Source organism: Marinomonas sp. (assembly GCF_965225885.1).
Lineage (GTDB): Bacteria > Pseudomonadota > Gammaproteobacteria > Pseudomonadales > Marinomonadaceae > Marinomonas.
In genome coordinates this window covers 2,712,618-2,731,257 of sequence record NZ_OZ245329.1, presented here as the reverse complement: position 1 = coordinate 2,731,257, position 18,640 = coordinate 2,712,618, and the positions used below count along the sequence as shown (strand labels likewise).

The window sequence follows — 18,640 nt, the reverse complement described above, 5'->3', positions numbered from 1 at the left end:
TAAAAATGGACAATATAAGACAAAAGTAGGTAAAAATTCACTTTCTATGTATTTTTAAAGGTAGTCACTTAGTTTTGTTTATAAATTGTAATGTTGTGCGACACTTTTTGCAGATATACTCAACACCTTTCTGGACCCTGGTGTGGCGTTGTTTAGTAAATTGGTGCTTTTGACAGGAGCAATGGTATTCGTAGGCTTGCTTTTGCGGAGGGACATCAAATGTATGCGTTCGGCTGGGGCGAATACCATACACTTTTAACATAACTGCTTGCCATTCTTTTCCATGGGGCTTTACCGTATTACCATAAATTTGAAAAACAATAATGTGAGCGACTTCGTGCGGCACAACAGTATCTAAGAATTCGACAGGATTTTGTTGATACATAAATTGATTAAATCGCAATTCATTTTTATGCAAATGAGCTGTACCGGCAGCTCGGCCTCTTTGCTTTAAGTTACAAGCTGAGCGCTTAAACCTATTGCCAAAGAAAACATCGGCTTTATCAAAACACTCATTGGTCTTCTGAATAACGATGCTCAACACATCTTCTTCGTCAATTAAGCTTGTCTGTCGAGAGCTTAAGGACATAATGCAACGGCCTCTTGTGAATCCACCTCATGGAGGATTTTGATGAGTGTTTCAGCAAAACCTTCCACTTTTTCTTTTGATAATCCAGTTAAACGACTTATTGACGCCACAGAGTTCGGTTTATGCAAACAAATTAACCTAAGTTGAGTGTCGCTTAAGTTGATCTGACCGTGACTGTATTTCCAAGCCAATATTTTATGCCAATTTATACTGTCTATTGCAAGGTGCTCTTCTTGGAGAGCCGGGTAATAATGCTCAGTGGGAATAATAATTTGAGTTTTCCCCTGTAGCACGCTCCGCGACTTTTCGTTTATATGTACGGTAAATACACTAAATGCGCCAAGTGTTATGTACTCATATGCAATTAAGTGCCTGATGACAGATTTCCATTGCACCTCACTTAGTTCTTTGCCTTTGCCAAATAATGGTAGAAATTCAGCATTGATTGAACTGACAGGCTTGGTTTTTTTCCCAAGTAAAATTTGGATAAGCAATGAAAAAGGTTGCAGCCCTTTGGTATGATAAATCAAGGATAAAAGCTTCTGACTGGCTGTCGTCATGTTTTGTTCAGATTTGTTAGAAAGGCAGCGATCACAATGCTGACAAGCTGGAATGCTCTCATCAAAATGTGATAGTAAATTTTGTCGTCTGCAACCTCGCCCTTCTAAAATTCGAAATAAACTGCCTAAATGTTGTATTTCTCTTTCTGCAGCCAAAGGCTGTAATGCCGCCAACTGTTGTGCTTGCAGCATATCTTGCAAACCATATAGCAATAGGGCCTTTGCGGGCTTTCCATCACGTCCAGCTCGTCCTACTTCCTGAAAATAGGACTCTGGGCTGCTTGGTAAATCTAAATGAACAACAAATCTTACATGAGCAATATCAATCCCCATGCCATAAGCAGTGGTTGCCACCATAATTGCGCCTTGTTGCGCAGAAAAAATCTTATGATGCTTTTGCTTATCTTCTTCTGACATGGCTGCGTGATAACTCATGCTTGGCAGTCCAAGTCCGCTTAACCAATTTGCAAGCTCTTCGGTTTTTTTCCGAGATCGGCAATAAATAATCCCTGTTTCGCCGGGCACTTCATGGTGTAGAAAGTACAAGATTTGCTGTTTGGCTTTTCTTTTTTGCGCTATTTGAATCTTGATATTAGTTCGATCAAAACTGTTGCGTAATACCAAGCAATTTTCAAGTTGTAATGACTCTTGAATCGTCAGCATAGTTTTTTGATCGACTGTTCCTGTAAGAGCAATAATAGGAACATCAGGAAACGAATTTTTAAGCTGGCCAAGCTGGCTGTATTCCGGTCTAAAAAAACTTCCCCACTGAGAAATACAATGGGCTTCATCAATGGCAAACAACGAAATATCAAAGCTATGTAGAAATCCTATAACCGATGGCTGAACAAGCTTTTCTGGCGATAAATACAACAGATCAATATGCTGATGTCGTAAGGCCCAAACAAGATCATCTTGTTCGCCAGGGTTCAACGTAGAATTCAGAAACTTGGCTCGAATACCTTTTCTATTTAATTCTGCTACTTGTTGGGACATAAGAGACAGTAAAGGGCTGACGATGACGGCAACGCCATTCCGCATCAGTCCAGCGGCTTGGTAAGCTAAAGATTTCCCGCCGCCAGTTGGCGCAGCGAGTAAAACGTCTTGTCCTGCGTATAAGGCATCGATCGCCTGTTCTTGCAAAGGACGATATTCAGAGTAGCCTAAACGTGAAAGTGTGTGCTTCTTTAAATTCATTTGTGAATTATCCCTTAACGCCGCACTTTGTGCATCGATTTTTCACCTTCTTTTCGCTAGAATCAGTGACTTAATTTGTATTAAGGAAACATTTGCATGGCACACCAACCTCTTGATGATCTTGAGTTAGAGACGTTAGAAAGTTTTTTGGAGTCGGATCAAGTTCATGAGGAATGTCAGAACTTTGTTATGGCGCATGGCTTTTTGACGGCATTGTCTATTTGCCCGGTTCTGACAGCCGAAGATACATGGCTGCCGATTATTTTTGAAGACACACCACAATTCGAAAATGAGAAACAAGAAAAACAAATCCTTCAGTATCTATCGCGTCTTTTTGTTGATATTCAAAAAGAACTAGAATCGGAAGATGGCTTTATGGTGCCTTGTGAGCTTGAAATGGGCTCCTCTCCTGAAGAACTAAGCGAATTACAGGAATGGGCGACCGGCTTTATGGAAGGCGTCTTCATGACAGAAAGCCACTGGTTCGAGTCTGAAAAAGAAGAAGTTGTTGCTGAGCTTTTACTGCCAATTATGGTGGCATCTGATTTGTTTGATGATGAGGAAGTGGTTCAAATTCGTGAAAGCGAAAAACTCACTAATTCGTGTATTGCTCAAATACCAGAAGTCGTTACTGATTTGTTCCTAGTGCTTCGTACAGAGCCTGAAAAACGCCCATTTCCAAAGGCGCAACCTAAAACGAAAGGCAATAACAACAAGAAAAAAGGCGGCAAAAAGTCTTAATCTAAATCGCCCTGCTTGTGACCTTTTTATTGCAAGCAGGTACTTCTTAGTGCCACAAGAGTAATATCATCAAGTTGCTCTGATTCTCCTTGATACTCAGCCAATTCTCTCTCTATATTTTGTTGTGCTGCTATTAAGCTGCTTTCGGCATAAATTCTCGAAATGAGAGCTTTAGCTTGATCGCCCCCAAGCATCTCATCCAGACAATTTTTAAGTTCCAAAACCCCATCGGATACAATAATCAAAGTATCTCCAGCGTTTAATTTATTGCTTTGTAAATCGGCTTCAAATTCATTAACTGAAAGAATTCCCAGTGGCATGTGGTTGGATTGCAAATAATCCACTGAACCATTAGAGCGCCTAATAAACGCATTTGGCATTCCGCCGCCCCAGTAAGTAATTTCACCACCTTGCTTCATAAGCATTAAGTAACCAGCACAAAACATGTAATCGGGCAATATACTAAAAAGGATTCGATTGATCCGAATTGCTAGTTCATTTACGCAGATCAAATCGTCCACGGCATCAAAGAATGTTTGCATGACAGGTAACGCCCCAATAGAGGCAGGCAAGCCATGGCCTGTGAAATCCCCTACAAAGACAAGACGAGCACCATCGGAGCGGGTTTTGACCAAAGCTAGGTCACCATTAAAACTAGCAGCTGATAACCTAGTAATAGCTACTTGTTCAGAGTTTTTTTCGCTGCGAGTTTGGATATGATCAAGAACCTGGTGAGCCATTTCGTGCTCTCGCTCTATCATTGTTTGATAGAAGGTTAGTGCTTTGTTTTTACGGTACATTTCTTTCATAAGTTCAACATGACGCATATGCGTTTTAAGTCGAATATTGAAAAGCACCTCATTAAATGGCTTTGGGATAAAGTCATCGGCACCAGCCTTAAAACACTTATCCATAACTGAATCAGCAGTATGAGAAGCAAGAAAAATCATCGGAACAAAACGACTGCCTGATAAGAATTTTAGTTTTTGGACCAGATCATAACCGCTCCCACCCTTCACGATTACATCAAGAGTAACTATATCGGGAGCATAGCTTTCGAAGGCAAGAATAGCCTCCTCATAACTTGCCACGCTTTTTACTGTAACACCTTCTTTCTCTGCGCATAACGAAATAATCTCGCGGTAAACTGGTTCACTGTCTACGCATAATAATTTCATTTGTTAGCCTTTATTGAATGTCAAAGCGTTTATCAAAACGAGAGATCATGAGAATATTTTTAATAAAATCATTTGCTCCTGAGAGCTGAATATTACTTTCCGACGCGATAGCGTTTCTCATGCTTAACAACATACCCAAAGCTGCGCTGTCTAAGTACTCAACCATGCTCATATCAACAACATAGGTTTTATAATGTTTTGTGAGATCTGAGTAAGCCGCACGAAAATCATTAAACAGAGAAAAATCAAAACTTCCAATAATGGTGATTGTTGCGATATCTTTTGCATCATTAACTGTGATTGAAATACTCATTAGCTGATCGAGTTAGGGTTATTTGCCCTGCTCGCCTCCGTGACATTTTGGCGATGAAGGAGCAAGCGCATTACGCTCGCTCCATTCTTTAATTGAGTACAGGTGCATGGCAAGAGCGTGAATTTTTGTCATCTCATCCTGTAATACGCCATAAACAAGCTGATGTCGTTGAACCAGTCTCTTACCTTCAAAGGCATCGCTCACTAGAACCAGTTTAAAGTGAGACTCGCTTCCTGCTGGTACATTATGCATATGACTCTCGTTTTCGAGGGTCATATGATGAACATCTAGTTTTTCATTAATGCGTTGGTCTATCTGATTTTGTACGATCATAATATTCTCTGTTACGCTGGCGTTGCTAGGCTGTCAGCCTGCCCATTTAGTAAAACTTGGCCCTTTTCTTTTGGGTAAGCTACGTCAATAGATACTGCACCACCTTCGCGCCACACGCTGATAATAGTATCCATATTAGCAGCCATAACAGCACGCTTATCATCTGGTGCAGCTGCGATCACCTGCAAGCCGATGTCTTTCATAAACCCCATACAAGTAGATGTTTTTACCATGTCAATCTTATTGAAGGCTTCATCGAACATAGCGAGAGAGAAACCACCAACAATCTCACCTTCCATTGTTTCGTGTAAGCGATAGGTCGTTGACAAAGCGGCTGCAATCGCCAAGTAAAATGGAATTTGGTGCTCACCACCTGAACCGGTCTGAATGCGCTGGCTTAAAGTGGTTTTCTTATTGCCTTCGGCATCTAGGATGTCTACTTCGAAATTATAGAATTTACGATAGTCGGCAAGGTCTTGCTGTTTCTCATCGTCCGATATTAGCTCTTGAATAGATGCAATGGCTCGAACATGATCAGGATCATCACTTAAATGTGGATCAAATAACCCGCCCACATTGGCTTGATCTTGCGCACTAAAACGCTCAACAAGATCTAGAATGTCTTTCATATCACCATTTGGATAATAGCGGAATTGATAGATTTCTTGGTTAAATGGACGACGCTTCAAACTGTGGTTAAGCTCTCGAATAATGTGCGCCACTTGATCAAGAGAATCTTTCAGTTTCGAAACATAATCTGATCGGAAAGTTTCTTCAGCTTCTTTACGAGCCAATTCTGCACGCTTAGCGTATTTCGCCAACTCCGTTTCACTCAAAATATCGATTTGATAAGAAACATAATGCTCGAACTCTTCAAACTTAGATTCTAAATAATCCAGTTGAACATCGTTGTCTAAATTTGCATGATGGTATTTACCGTAATGATCGGCTACTTCCTTACGAACTTTTTGGTCAAAGCTGCGTGCTTTTTCGCTGGCTTTGTCTGCTCGGCTAATGGCTTCTTTATAAATGGCCGCGCCATTTACCATGCTGCCTTCTAATAAAGCGTAACGCTCGCTAGCAAATTCAGCATCGTATTTTGAATTCGATGTGAGACGATTACGCTCTTCATCAAGAGCAGATAATGCAGAGCTTAGCTGGCTCTTTTGTGTATTTAATGCGCCAAACTGCTCAGCAATTTGCTGACGTTCGCGATCTAGTTTTTTCTGATCCAGTTCAACGTTTGCGATACGCGATTTAAGCTCTTCAATGCGCTCTTGTAGCTCAGTATCGTCATGCTTTTGTAGTTGCGAAATTTCAGCTTCAACAGACTCTAATTCTTGAGTTAAACGAGTAACTGTGTGACTGGCGTTACCAATACTTTCTGCATCAAATTGGTTATTTGCCATCACGCGGCCAAGCAAAGAATCAGCCTGCTCAAGACGTTGATCTGCTTTCAAGAAGTTCATTAGCTCACCGCTTAGACTGGCGAGTTGTTTCTCACGAGACTCACGCATACCTTCGGTATTGATACCAACCATCATGTGCGGAACAAAGCGAATTGTAGAAATAGTACCGGCCAGTTTTAACATGCCGTCAGCTGTCATTGCGCTGTCTTCTCGAAGCAATTCACGTTCCGTGTCTACTGGCTTGATGCCACCCAAACGACGATTTAGATAAGCTTGAGCATGATCATTGTTACAACGAATAAAACGCAATGCGGAATTGTTGTCGCCACGATTCAACCAAAGTCGAGTTTGTGTCGTATCAATGACGCGACATCCCATTAGTTGACGTCGATGGGCACGAAAAATTCGAATAGACTCTTCGGCGTCTTCAGGCTCAACAATTAACGCTTCGCGCTGAGCGCCAAGATAACCCTCAATGGCATCTTGCCACTTTCTGTCGGTCACTTCGGCTAAATGGCTCAATGGTGTTGCGGTAATATTGGCGTCTTTTAACAAAGCAATCAGGCGTTTTGTATTTTGAGAAAGTGGGCTTACGCCACCTTTCAAGGAAGAAACATCCGATTCTAATTGCTTACACTCGTCTTTTAAATTCAGAATGGTACGATTGAGTTCTGAGCGCTGACCAAAAACCTGAGATTTTTCTTTGTCTAAAATTTCATTTAGAGCAATTAATTTTTGTGTTAACGGTTTTAAGTTGCCTTCTACCCGCCCTTCTTCTGTAATCAAGCCATTGAAAGCTGAGAACTCTTTCACCAAGGCAATGGTTTCTTTTGAGAGCAAATCTTCAAATGAATTAAGCGCTGATAACAACAAGGTTAATTGGCGGACTTGCAAGATGGCTTTTTGATCTTGTTGACCTTGCAGAGTGAGCAACTTTTTATTCTGCTCTAACTGCTGTAGTTTCAAACCAACATCAGAATGTTCATAATGTTGTTCGAAGCGCAATAGTTGTCCTTGCAGTTGTTTTAATAGACTGCCTTGGGTCGCCAACTCTTCTTCAATCTCTTCTTCACGCTCTTTTTGTAGCTCGTATTGATCTTGAATGTCGTCTTGCTTGCTACCCAGTTCATCAAAGCGTGCTTCGGTTGCTATCCATTGATAGTTGATTGCACTTTGTTCTTGCTGATGCTTTTTCTCACAGTCTTGCTGAATAAGTTTTAGATCATCAATACGTTTGGAAACCTCAAGAGTTTTGGCTTCTAAGTGACGATATTCATTTAGAGATTTTTGGTAAGCGCCAACTTGTAATGGCGCTTCTGCCAAAACAAAATCTTGCACAAACCGTGTTGGTGAGGCAATGGGTACAAACTTTAACGCGTTTTTGAAGTTTTTAAGGAAACTGTCCAATGTGATCAAATGATCTGGGCTTGGGCTGAGCTCTTCAAGATAGCGGTTGATGTATTGAGTCGCTGACGCACTGCCTGATTTAATGTAAGGATCTAGACAAACTTTCTTCATTGTTTCACGAACTTCAATCCAAGGCTTGGCTTTGTAGCTCTTGCCTTCCATTGCGTCGATAAAATCTGACTTTCTGGCGCCAAAATTTGAAAGTACAAAACGACCAAGTACATCTTCTTCTGGAGACGCTAAGGATGCGCTTAATGCCAAACCGACAGTCGATTCTTGACCTGTTATGCTGTCTTCAAAAACCAATGCTAGGTAACTTGTGGCATCTTGTCTTGGTTGTGTTCCGAAGGCTTTTGCATTGGCTTGACCTGAATCTATCATACCTAAAATATAAGAACGAATGCTTCGACCACTGGCTTTACCATCGTTTGCACTGGCGTTGTAATTAAGGTGACGTTTGCTAGCACCTGTTAATACAGTTTGAATTGCATCAAGTAAAGACGATTTACCAGAACCTGTTGGTCCGATAATCGCAGTATTACCACGAATATTAATTTCTTCTGCACCAAGTAGGTACCAATTTACTAATACGATTCGATTTAACTTTTTCATATTTTGGCCCTAGTCTTGATTGGTTTCTTGCGTTGTTTCTGTTTCAACATCTGAGTCGGCAACTTCGTCTTCATCTGGATCGGCGCCATTGAAAGATTCTAACTGTCTTAGATACGCTTCGGTTACGATCAATCTGACTACCGGAGTAATGTTGATCATTTGATTCTTGCTGTCCTCTTCATAGGATTTACCACGAATGACAATCCCATGACGGCTAAACAAAGCTAAGATGTCTTTGAAGCGAGTTTCATTTGGAATCTCACGCTTAACCAGCTGCACAAATCTATCTAAAATAGTGTGAGTATTGGTTGCGACAAAGCCGTTATCGACTTCAAAATTCTCTATTTTCTCTTCGTAAATTTGACGTAGAACCAATAAAAATAGTGTCTCGTCAGTTTTCAAGCGGACAAAGGCTTCTTTCTGGATAGGTAAAACACCAGCTAGACGCTCATTCTCGTTAATGTAGAGTTTCATACCGAGTGCATCGAACAGGTTATCGAAGTAATCCTGATAAGACTCTAACAACAAATAATGCTTACGTTGGCCATGTTTGTAGGCGCTGGCAAATTGATTCGCAATAACAAAGTTTGCTGTCTGTTGGAATTCTTGAGCGTCTTTGCCGGACTCTTCAACGACTTTTTTTAATTCTCTAAGCATTACGCTTTGCTCCTACGCACTACAGTAAATTCGCGACATTCAACGAAGTCATGCACATCCAAATACTCATTGGTAAACTGTACTTCAAATAAATCTTCTATTTTCTTTGCGCTCACGCCAAGAGATCCGACGTAACGTAAATGGTCAAAACAAACAAAATCTTCTACAGATTCGATGGTGAAATCCAGAATGTGCTTACTTTCACCGGCAGCGATTTGTGTATCTAAATAATTTTGCATCTTCGGAATCGTAACTTGTCGAGCTTCATGGAAACGACGCTGCTGATCACGCATTTTTATGGCATCTGCAGAAACTTCTGAAGGCGTCATGACTCTTGGTGGTGGTGGCTCACGACGTTTGGTTGGTTGTGCGGCAGACGCCATACCAACAAAACGAGAACCAATAACTTCTTTTAAGATCGGCAGCTTGTCGTATTTCGCCACATCTGTAATGATGCCTGCTACTTTATTTGCCATGCCAGGCCGTGAGCTGTCCATATAGCGCGCCGTGTCCGCCGCTCGTTTTTCTAAACGATAACGATATTCATCGATACGTTCTAAACGCTGTTCGATATTGCTGAAGGTTTGGATAATGTCGCGACAATCTTTTTCGACCATGGCTTGTGCTTCAGCCATGGTGATCAGTTGCTGGTCAACATAACATTGAGCAACGAGCCCCATGGTTTCTGGATTGCTCAGAAACTCTTGAGTTAACTCAAGAATTTGGCGCCTAAATCGAAATGGATTGTTACTGGTTTTGATCGTCTTGTAATCGGCAATTAATATGCCTTCAACAAATAAATCAAAGAAACCTGCGACAATCGCTTTAGGATCCCGGCTTGCAAAAAGCTCTCTTTGCAAACTGCGAATACCAAGCAAGATCTGGTTTAGATGTGCTGAGAAATCTCTAGAAGCTTCTGCTGATTGGCGTAATGTTACGCCTCGCTCTTTGGGATGTTTCGCTACAGATTCTAAATTACTAAGAATACTTAAAACGGTTGCGCCATAGTTGCGTTTACCATGTCGGCTGATTTCGACCAAGGAGCGAAGTAGCATGGATATTTGCGGTGTCATCAACACACTGACACGATAGAGCTCCTGCTCTTCTACCAACCAACCTGTATTGACTAAGCGATGATAGATTCTTAGCGCATAATCATGAATGGTTTTCGGTGAATCAAAAGGTTCTTTTTGATCGTCGTGCCAGGCAAGCGTGTCTAATTTATGCAGCGTATCTTCTATCGATTCAATGATGGTCGATTTATCTTTTATTGGATCTTCTGCGTGATCATAAAAAACATCGGCAAGATCGTTCAATACCGCTTCAATTAATGCCCTATTAGAGCCGCTTAATGCCTGAAATATTTCATCAGGTAAGTGTCTAAATAGCATTCATCCGGCTCCATGAAATAACGAAAACTAATGGCATGTTTAAACCTTACCTAAATGATTGGCAACGACCGTTTGCATGGCCTGTTTTACTAACGCATCATCTCCAATTGGAGGCAGCAACTCTATACGTAGGTCTTCTCTTTGTAATGACTCTATTTGCGCAGGCACATCTTGTCTTAAATGACGTCCAACGGCTAAAAATAAAGGCAATACGGCAACATGGCGAACCTCTGCGTCTAGAATAGCAACAACGTCTTCTAAAGAAGGTGACGTAAGCTCCATATAAGCTAAGCTCACATTACCTTCTCCGTAAGTTTCTGACACTTGATGATAAAGCGATTCGAAGGGCTGTTTCCAAAGGGGATCAGGGCTTCCATGTGCAAGAAGTATGATGTGATCGTATTCTTTGCGTAGCATTTTGATACCTAATGTTTCTCGATCCCTCATTTTAGCCATCCTATTTGAGAAAAAGAAGGTGCAGAGTAAAAAACCTTAAAAATCTTCTGATCAAATCAGGCAAAAAGTAGATTATGAGTTAGATTTAGGAAGTTATTGATCCTATTTCATTTTTTATACGTAATACAATGATAATCGCAATACATGGAGCACTATGAAATGAAGATTCTATTATCGGGAGCGACAGGCTTTATTGGTCAAAATTTGCTCGAAGTACTTCTTGAAGGAAATCATCAGATTTATGCTCTTGTGCGGCAAATAGACAATCGCCTAGATTCCAGAGTGACTCAGTTAACATTAGTATCGTTAGAATCTTTAGACGAAAAAATGGATGTTTTTATCAATCTTGCGGGCGAAAATATTGCCGGCCAGCGGTGGACTGATAATCGCAAAAAAGCGCTATACGAAAGTCGAGTATCCTTGACCGACAATATTAGAAAAGGCTTAAAGTTTGCTCCTAAGTCAGTTATTTCTATGTCTGCTGTTGGTTATTACGGTGTGGCGAGAAATGAAGTTTTTTATGAGAACACGCCACCAAAATCTGGATTCTCTCATGATCTTTGTGCCGCCTGGGAAAACGCTGCAAATGCTTTTGTGAGCGATGACACTCGAGTAGCTATATTTCGTTTGGGCGTTGTTTTGGGGGATGGTGGGGCTTTAGCAAAGATGCGCCTACCATTTTTATGCGGCTTAGGTGGCCCAATTGCGGGCGGTAAGCAATGGTTTTCCTGGGTGCATATTGATGATGTAGTAAGAGCTATTACGGATGCTGCTTCTGATGAGGATTATAGCGGTACTTACAACCTAGTTGCTCCGCAATCAATTGAACAAAAACGTTTTGCGCAATCTTACGCTGCGTCATTAAAGCGCCCTGCTATTTTGCCAACACCTAGATGGCCACTGAGTCTTATTTTTGGAGAAATGGCCACTTTATTAACAGAGGGAGCAAAGATTGTTCCTCAGAGATTAGAAAAACAAGGTTTTAAGTTTCAATATTGCAATATAGACGAAGCATTATTGGATATAGCGGAGCGTTTTTGATTGCTTAGCTGAGCCTACCGTCTCAGCGTTTCTTTTTTAGCACGGGCAAGCCTTTTTCATCATTTAAAGTGTTTGTGCAGGCTGGGTAAGTAATGCATCCCCAGAAATAGCCATTTTTACTTTTTTTTCTGACTAGATAATGCCCACAAGCGCGGCAAGGGTATTTTTTTGTACTTGAAGGAACACCGTTATCATCTTCCACCGTTACCTTGCATTCTGGATAGTTGGAGCAGCCCCAAAAAGTATTATCTTTGAACGTCTTTCTTCTTAGCGGGGATTGACAAGCCGGACAAAGATATCGTTTTGCTCTAACTGGCTTGCCATTCTCATTGTTCGCTGTGTAATTGCAGACAGGATAAGATTCACAGCCCCAGAACTCGCCATTAGCGCCATTTTTTAAAATCAATAAACTTTCGCATTTTGGACAACGATAGCGAACTTTAGCGGATTTAATATGGGCATCATCATCTTGCTCCAAGAACTCTTGTTCCCAGTTACTAGAAGGGGACGTTGGCGATTTACTGTCTTTTTCATGCACAGGCGTTACTCTTTGTTTTTATAGCAAAGTGCACTGTCTTCTTTGCATTCTTCTTGGCCTACTAGACTTCTGATTTTGGAGGCGCCTTTTTTCGCACCTTCTGCGGTTGCATTTCCAGCCTCTTTCATTTTATCCCAGACTACAGCACCCGTTTCTTTGGTTTTTTCTGATGCTTTGCTACCCAGTTCGGAGGCCTTCTTGCCAAGCTCTGATGCTTTTTCTGATGTGCTTTCCGCTATTTCAGCCGTCGTTACTTTGGTTTTTTCCCATAATATCTGAGCCTCATTCTTTGCTTTATCCAGTGTGCTTTCTTCGGCCTGAGCCAATGTAGATATAAAAATGAGTGAACAAAAAATCGCTTTAATACGTTTCATCATACTGCCTTTTTGTTTTCAAGGGGCGAAAGATTTAACCAATCAAGAAGTTCAGAAATATCGTTTAACGTAGTAAGTTGCGGGTAACGTAATAGTGTTTCGTCTGTTACTTTTTCATGATCCCAAGTGCTGTGGTAAGGAATATGAAGTGCTTGTGCTCCAATATCCAATACCGGCAAAATATCTGACTTCAAAGAATTTCCTACCATTAAAAAATTCTCAGCAGAAAATTTATGGCGCTGCAGTATTTGTTGATAGGCTTCAGCGGCTTTATCGCTAACTATCTCAATGGCATCAAAATAATCTGCCACACCTGATCGTGCCAGTTTACTTTCTTGATCAAGCAAATCGCCTTTGGTGATGACCAATAAACGGAATTGTCCTTTTAATTGCGACAATACCTGTTCAATATTTGGTAAAAGCTCCACTGGCGAAGCCAACATGCATTTTGCTAACTGTATAATTTCATGGATTTCGCTGCCGGAGATGCGACCTTCCGTTAACTCAATAGCGGTTTCGATCATCGACAGGGTGAAGCCTTTTATGCCATAACCAAAATGCTCTAAGTTATTAATCTGTACTTCACCTAGATGAGAACGTATATAAGCCTCATCATGATAAGACAAAAGCAGGTTAATAAACTCGTCTTGGGCATGAATGAAAATATCTTCATTACGCCAGAGCGTATCGTCGGCATCAAAAGCGATGGTTTGAATCTGGGAACTCTTTAACGTCATCTTAAGCCCATTGCTTGGTATTTTTTTCAATCAAGTTGATATATAGCTCAACTTGATCTGGTGTGTCATTTAGCGCGGGAATGTAGTCAAATGCCAAACCACCATTATTTTTGAACTCATCGCCTAGTTCTAGAGTGACCTCCTCAAGCGTTTCAATACAATCAATTGAAAAAGCTGGACTAATAATATTGATCTTTTTTATTCCCATTGAAGGCATCGCTTTCAAGGTGGCATCAGCATACGGCTTTAGCCATTCTTCACGCCCAAACCTAGATTGATAAACGTGTGTCCATTCGTGGTCGCCCAATTCCAAATCTTCTGCAACTAAACGACTGGTTGTTTCACATCGACGAGCGTAAGGGTCACCATTTGTTACATAACGCTTTGGGATGCCATGGTAAGACAAAACCAGATGGCGTCTTTCACCCTGCTTATCCCATTGAGCGCGTACTGAATTAGCCAGTGCTTTAATATACATAGGATGATCTGCATAGTCGTGAAGAAGCTGCAAGGACGGCCAATGAGGGCAATTCTTTAGTGACTTCATCAATCTGTCATATGCAGCGGCGGTTGTCGTGGCTGAAAATTGTGGGTACATAGGAATAACAAGGATATTTTTGACACCCTGCTCTCTTAATTTATTTGCCGCAGTCTCGACACTTGGGTTGCCATAAGTCATTGCCAGTTCAACAGGAACAGTTTGTCCCATTTTATCTGACAAGGCTTTTTTGAGGCTTTCTTTTAATCGTTCACTTAATACCAAAAGTGGAGAACCTTCATCCATCCAAACTTGCTGGTAAATTTTAGCCACTTTGGGTGGGCGTAACGTTAGGATGATGAGATTAAGAATAGGCTTCCAAATTAATGGGTTTAGATCCACAACACGAGAATCAGAAAGAAATTCTCTAAGGTAACGGCGGACCTCCGGTGTCTGCGGAGCATCTGGTGTCCCCAAGTTCATCATCAATACGCCATAATTACTCGTGCTTTTCATGTTATACCTTTTGGGTTTGAATTCTTAATTTATTATAAGCCAATAAAGTGGGGACAATCATGAAAATACCAAGCTAATTTAAGCTCGGTATTGTTTTATTTCGTATCTGAATGAAAGGTTTGTGTCAGCTTCATTTTGAACTAGATGATATAACTTAGAGCCTCGCATAACTATATTTCATGAAATCCAAAGGCGAATTAAGGAACAAACAATAAATACGACAAAGCTGATAGATAAGACATTTTTATCTAACTCATTCCCTTTGCTACGACACAGCCAATAAAAGAACCAATGACTGCATGACAAGATAATCATAAAAGGCAAATGCACAGCTCCAGCAAAACCGGAAAGACCCAAATGATCAAATGTTTGCGCAGGGTAAATAAAACCAATCATGGCTGCAATGGAAGCAAAAACGACAAAGCCATCCGATGTTCCTTGATGTTGTGTCTTCTCTATTTTTTTCAGAGTGCATAGCAAATTACCTAGCACTCGACCATCATTCCCAGATAGAAGAGACAATACGCCAACAATCAAACCTATAGGTAAACACCATGATTTCCCGATTTGAACGGCCTGCATTTTGTCTAACTGTGGTCGAAAGACAATGTTTACAACCGAGATAAGCGCTATTAATGAGAAAGCCATTTTAAATATAAGCAAACTACTTAGAGACAAGAGTTGCGCACCGATCACGCCGCCCATCGCCACACCTGGAGCGAAATTGATGAGCTGTTGCGAGTCAACTTCCCCTTTTTTCATCGATGTTATCCACGCATGTAGATGCGCTGGGATAAATGCGATAATGCAAGTTGCAATCACAGGAAGCATAAGGCTTTGAAAAGACAAATTGAACACAGGTAAAAAAAAGTATAAGGCAGGAATGGCGATAAGCGCAGGTGCTATTTTTGTAACGGATGCGACTGAACCTGTTGCCGCACCGATAAAGAGCAGCAAGAAAAACATTTCAATGCTTGGCATAAGATAAAACACCTTTCCTAGCCATGGAGAAAGACAACAAAAAAGCAGACTTAGGTCTGCTTTTTTGTATACGGTATTAAGGCATTAATAATCAGTAATTTTTTTCATCACTCTTGAGTAACAACGCTACGAATTCTTTCTTGAATAAGAGTTGCAAGTTTGTCTGGTTGAAATTTCGATAAGAAATCATCACAGCCAACTTTTTGCACCATAGCTTTGTTAAAACTACCACTAAGAGAAGTGTGTAAAACAATATATAGATCTTTAAGTCTAGGGTCTTCACGAACTTCGCGTGTTAAGCGATAACCATCCATTTCAGGCATTTCAGCGTCTGTAATCATCATCAACAGTTTTTCTGGGACAATCTCCCCTGCATCAGCCCAGCGTTTTAACTTTTCAAGACCTCGTTTGCCATCAGTGGCTTCATGAACGGTTATACCCATGAAATCTAATGTTGACCGACATTGAGCCAAACCGACAGAAGAGTCATCAACGACTAAAACTTCGAGACCTTTAGCTAGCGTCATAAGGTCTTTATCAATAATGTGATCACTGACAGTGCTATCGTAAGGTGAAATTTCAGCCAAGACTTTTTCAACATCAATAATTTCAACAATGCGATCATTTACTCGAGTGATTGCTGTTAGATAATGTTGACGACCTGTACCATCTGGCGGTGGTAAGATTTCATTCCAATTCATGTTAATAATGCGATCTACTTCACCAACCATAAAACCTTGTACGGTGTTGTTGTATTCTGTCACGATTAAATTACATGGCTGCGTACGGTCAATTGGTCTCATTCCGATAGATTCAGACAAATCGATCACCGGAACGGTTCTACCACGAAAGTGAGTCACACCAGCCACAGATGGGTGTCTATGAGGCATTAAGTTCAATTTAGGTAACATAACCACTTCTTGAACTTTAAAAACGTTTATTGCAAACATTTGCATTCCGCCAAGACGGAACATTAGAAGTTCCAAGCGGTTCTCACCCACCAACTTGGTTCTTTGGTCAACAGCGTCTAACATGCTTGCCATATATTTACTCCAAACATTTTTAAATTAAGGCTTTAATCCATTATAACCATGATATTCTATTAGGCTAAATGATACTGTATTTTTTTGTGTTAACGCTTCTCAAAAGGACTATTAATGAAGGACACTGATATACTTTTTTGCCGTAAAGCTGTTGTAAATCAATTATCAGAAACAATCGCTTATTACATATTGCATCCAAGTAGCGTCGAACAAGGACAAGATGCTTGTTTTTTAAGTTCCCTGTTTGTCGATGTCAATCTTACCGAAATAACGCAACAAAAAACTATATATTTTCAAACAAGTTTAGATGAACTTTCCGCACTTCCTCTGCAAACTAACGTCCACATGGTTATTTTTTTAAATGCAACTGAGTTGTCAGAAATGCATTTTGATACATTATCTGAACTTCGCCTTCAAGGCTATCAGCTCGGTATTATAAACCCTATGCCAGAGATGTTTTTAAAGGACTTATTTACTATTTTTTCTTATGTGCTTTTTCCTTTAGATTGCCTATCAATGGATGAGGTAATTGAAAGAGTTAAGCACCCTTCCGTTTCACCAAAAAATATCTGGATAAATAAAGTAGAAAAGGCTGAGCAATTTTATCAGCTTCAAGAAAGTCTCCCCGAAGCTCAATTTAGCGGCAATGCAATCCATAAAACCATGCCAGTCAAAGGGAAGCGTATCTTGGCGTATAAAGGAATTTTAGTGGATTTATTAATTGCACTAAGTAACAAGGAATCTTCTCCTCGCATACTAGCTGATTACATTGAGCGCGATCCAACACTCACTTATCGAATTATCAAACTCACACATACCTCAATCTACCGCAGTCAATTTAATGTATCCAACGCACAACGCGCAGTCGAGATCATTGGCATTAGAGATCTGATTAAATGGGTCGGACTTGTTATGTTAGGTAGCGTACCAGGAAAGCCTGATTGTTTGTTCCCCATGGCGGTTTCCCGTGCCTGCTTTTGCCAAAGCCTTTCCTCTACCTTGTTTCCAAAGTTAGATGGTGCTTTTTTAGTAGGGCTTTTTTCGTACTTACCAAGCTTTCTTGATGACGGACTGGCGACACTTTTAAAAGACCTGCCGCTTGAAGAAAATATTAAGTCTGCTTTATTAGAATATAAGGGTAATTTGGGGGGCGTGTTAAAAATAGTGGTTGAATATGAAGCAGGGCGATGGGAGAAAATTCCTTTCGACATGCTTGCAAGCAAAGGCATATCAAAACAATCACTGAAAGATCTATATACAGAAAGCTTAAAAGAAGCCCGAGAAATGGGGACCTTATGATAGATATCGGCGTCAATATTAATCACCGTTTTTTTCTAGATGATTTAGATAAAACACTCGCAGACATGCAAGAAATGGGTGTGGAAGGCATGATCTGTATTGCATCTGATTTAGAAGAGAGTAAGCAAATTCAGACCTTGAGTAAGCACTTTTCGGCGCTATGGAATACATTAGGCTGCCATCCTCACCAAGCAAAAACTTGGAATACAGAGAGTAAAACTCGGCTGTCTGCACTTATTAAAGATTCAAGACCTGTTGCCATTGGTGAGACCGGGCTTGATTTTAACCGTAACTACTCGACACCGGATGAGCAATTTTATGCCTTTCACGAGCAAATCGAATTGGCAACAGAGCATCAACTTCCCTTGTATCTCCATGAAAGAGATGCTCATACAGAGATGATAGACATACTTAAACAGCACCCAGATTTGGCACGAAAGTCTGTCATTCATTGCTTTACGGGAAGCCGATTGGAGTTAGATAACTATCTAGAGCTGGGATTATTTATTGGCATTACTGGTTGGGTATGTGATGAGCTTCGAGGAGCTGACTTGCAAGCCTCCGTACCTCATATTCCGTTGAATAAATTGCTTCTTGAAACCGACGCACCTTATCTATTGCCGAGAAATATTCGACCACGTCCGAAAAAGAACCACCCCAAATATTTGCCTTGGGTTGCTCAAGAAGTTGCCCGACTAAAAGGCATCTCCATGGAAGAACTGACAAGAATAACCACCAGCAATACACAAACCCTATTTGAAATCCAAACCTAGCTTTTATTCGATCAAAA

At 40.7% G+C, this 18,640-nt stretch carries 19 protein-coding genes; 4 read left to right on the top strand and 15 right to left on the bottom strand.

The window, feature by feature from the left end; translation table 11 throughout:
- Nucleotides 1–64 precede the first annotated feature (64 nt).
- Together ACO05V_RS13045 and ACO05V_RS13040 are read right to left on the bottom strand one after the other, a co-directional pair.
- A complete protein-coding gene (locus ACO05V_RS13045; RefSeq protein WP_421852045.1) occupies nt 65–544 on the bottom strand; it encodes a SprT family zinc-dependent metalloprotease in 480 nt (159 codons plus the stop codon).
- A gap of 35 nt (nt 545–579) precedes the next feature.
- Nucleotides 580–2,346, bottom strand: a complete 1,767-nt coding sequence (locus ACO05V_RS13040) for a RecQ family ATP-dependent DNA helicase (protein ID WP_421852042.1) — start codon at nt 2,344–2,346, stop codon at nt 580–582.
- A 96-nt stretch (nt 2,347–2,442) separates the two neighbouring features.
- Here ACO05V_RS13040 and ACO05V_RS13035 point away from each other — a divergent pair, with 96 nt between their 5' ends.
- On the top strand, nt 2,443–3,087 hold the full coding sequence (locus tag ACO05V_RS13035; RefSeq protein ID WP_421852039.1) for a YecA family protein: 645 nt from the start codon (nt 2,443–2,445) through the stop codon (nt 3,085–3,087).
- 26 nt (nt 3,088–3,113) lie between these two features.
- Here ACO05V_RS13035 and ACO05V_RS13030 read toward each other — a convergent pair whose 3' ends face one another.
- The 7 genes from ACO05V_RS13030 to ACO05V_RS13000 are packed head-to-tail and all read right to left on the bottom strand — an operon-like array spanning nt 3,114 to nt 10,834.
- A complete protein-coding gene (locus tag ACO05V_RS13030) occupies nt 3,114–4,265 on the bottom strand; it encodes a SpoIIE family protein phosphatase (protein WP_421852036.1) in 1,152 nt (383 codons plus the stop codon).
- 10 nt (nt 4,266–4,275) lie between these two features.
- A complete protein-coding gene (locus tag ACO05V_RS13025) occupies nt 4,276–4,578 on the bottom strand; it encodes an STAS domain-containing protein (protein WP_421852033.1) in 303 nt (100 codons plus the stop codon).
- An 18-nt stretch (nt 4,579–4,596) separates the two neighbouring features.
- A complete protein-coding gene (locus tag ACO05V_RS13020) occupies nt 4,597–4,911 on the bottom strand; it encodes a BolA family protein (protein WP_421852030.1) in 315 nt (104 codons plus the stop codon).
- A gap of 11 nt (nt 4,912–4,922) precedes the next feature.
- A complete protein-coding gene (locus ACO05V_RS13015; protein ID WP_421852027.1) occupies nt 4,923–8,339 on the bottom strand; it encodes an SbcC/MukB-like Walker B domain-containing protein in 3,417 nt (1,138 codons plus the stop codon).
- Between the two features lie 9 nt (nt 8,340–8,348).
- Complete coding sequence (locus ACO05V_RS13010) at nt 8,349–8,996, bottom strand: DUF4194 domain-containing protein (RefSeq protein ID WP_421852024.1); 648 nt, start codon at nt 8,994–8,996, stop codon at nt 8,349–8,351.
- Nucleotides 8,996–10,387: a Wadjet anti-phage system protein JetA family protein gene (locus ACO05V_RS13005; protein WP_421852021.1), complete on the bottom strand. Its 1,392-nt coding sequence runs from the start codon at nt 10,385–10,387 to the stop codon at nt 8,996–8,998. The genes ACO05V_RS13010 and ACO05V_RS13005 overlap by 1 nt, the downstream gene beginning before the upstream one ends.
- 39 nt (nt 10,388–10,426) lie before the next feature.
- Entirely contained in the window at nt 10,427–10,834 is a 408-nt protein-coding gene (locus ACO05V_RS13000; RefSeq protein ID WP_421852018.1) for a sirohydrochlorin chelatase, read from the bottom strand.
- Between the two features lie 168 nt (nt 10,835–11,002).
- Here ACO05V_RS13000 and ACO05V_RS12995 point away from each other — a divergent pair, with 168 nt between their 5' ends.
- Complete coding sequence (locus tag ACO05V_RS12995; RefSeq protein ID WP_421852015.1) at nt 11,003–11,884, top strand: TIGR01777 family oxidoreductase; 882 nt, start codon at nt 11,003–11,005, stop codon at nt 11,882–11,884.
- Between the two features lie 22 nt (nt 11,885–11,906).
- On the opposite strand, the gene ACO05V_RS12990 is transcribed toward ACO05V_RS12995, so the two are convergent.
- The 6 genes from ACO05V_RS12990 to ACO05V_RS12965 form a co-directional block, all read right to left on the bottom strand.
- Nucleotides 11,907–12,362 carry a topoisomerase DNA-binding C4 zinc finger domain-containing protein gene (locus ACO05V_RS12990; RefSeq protein WP_421852012.1) on the bottom strand — a complete coding sequence of 152 codons (456 nt, stop codon included), beginning with the start codon at nt 12,360–12,362 and terminating at the stop codon, nt 11,907–11,909.
- A 65-nt stretch (nt 12,363–12,427) separates the two neighbouring features.
- Nucleotides 12,428–12,799, bottom strand: a complete 372-nt coding sequence (locus ACO05V_RS12985; RefSeq protein WP_421852009.1) for a hypothetical protein — start codon at nt 12,797–12,799, stop codon at nt 12,428–12,430.
- Nucleotides 12,796–13,533 (bottom strand): HAD family hydrolase, encoded by a 738-nt coding sequence (locus ACO05V_RS12980; RefSeq protein ID WP_421852006.1) that lies wholly within the window; start codon nt 13,531–13,533, stop codon nt 12,796–12,798. Before ACO05V_RS12980 ends, ACO05V_RS12985 begins: the two co-directional genes overlap by 4 nt.
- Before the next feature lies 1 nt (nt 13,534).
- A complete protein-coding gene (gene hemH, locus ACO05V_RS12975) occupies nt 13,535–14,527 on the bottom strand; it encodes a ferrochelatase (protein ID WP_421852003.1) in 993 nt (330 codons plus the stop codon).
- A gap of 177 nt (nt 14,528–14,704) precedes the next feature.
- Nucleotides 14,705–15,508, bottom strand: a complete 804-nt coding sequence (locus ACO05V_RS12970) for a TSUP family transporter (protein WP_421852000.1) — start codon at nt 15,506–15,508, stop codon at nt 14,705–14,707.
- A gap of 107 nt (nt 15,509–15,615) precedes the next feature.
- Nucleotides 15,616–16,551, bottom strand: a complete 936-nt coding sequence (locus ACO05V_RS12965) for a chemotaxis protein CheV (protein ID WP_421851997.1) — start codon at nt 16,549–16,551, stop codon at nt 15,616–15,618.
- Nucleotides 16,552–16,665: 114 nt separating this feature from the next.
- On the opposite strand from ACO05V_RS12965, the gene ACO05V_RS12960 reads away from it, so the two are divergent.
- Complete coding sequence (locus tag ACO05V_RS12960) at nt 16,666–17,850, top strand: EAL and HDOD domain-containing protein (protein WP_421851994.1); 1,185 nt, start codon at nt 16,666–16,668, stop codon at nt 17,848–17,850.
- A complete protein-coding gene (locus tag ACO05V_RS12955) occupies nt 17,847–18,623 on the top strand; it encodes a TatD family hydrolase (RefSeq protein ID WP_421851991.1) in 777 nt (258 codons plus the stop codon). Before ACO05V_RS12960 ends, ACO05V_RS12955 begins: the two co-directional genes overlap by 4 nt.
- Nucleotides 18,624–18,640: the final 17 nt, after the last annotated feature.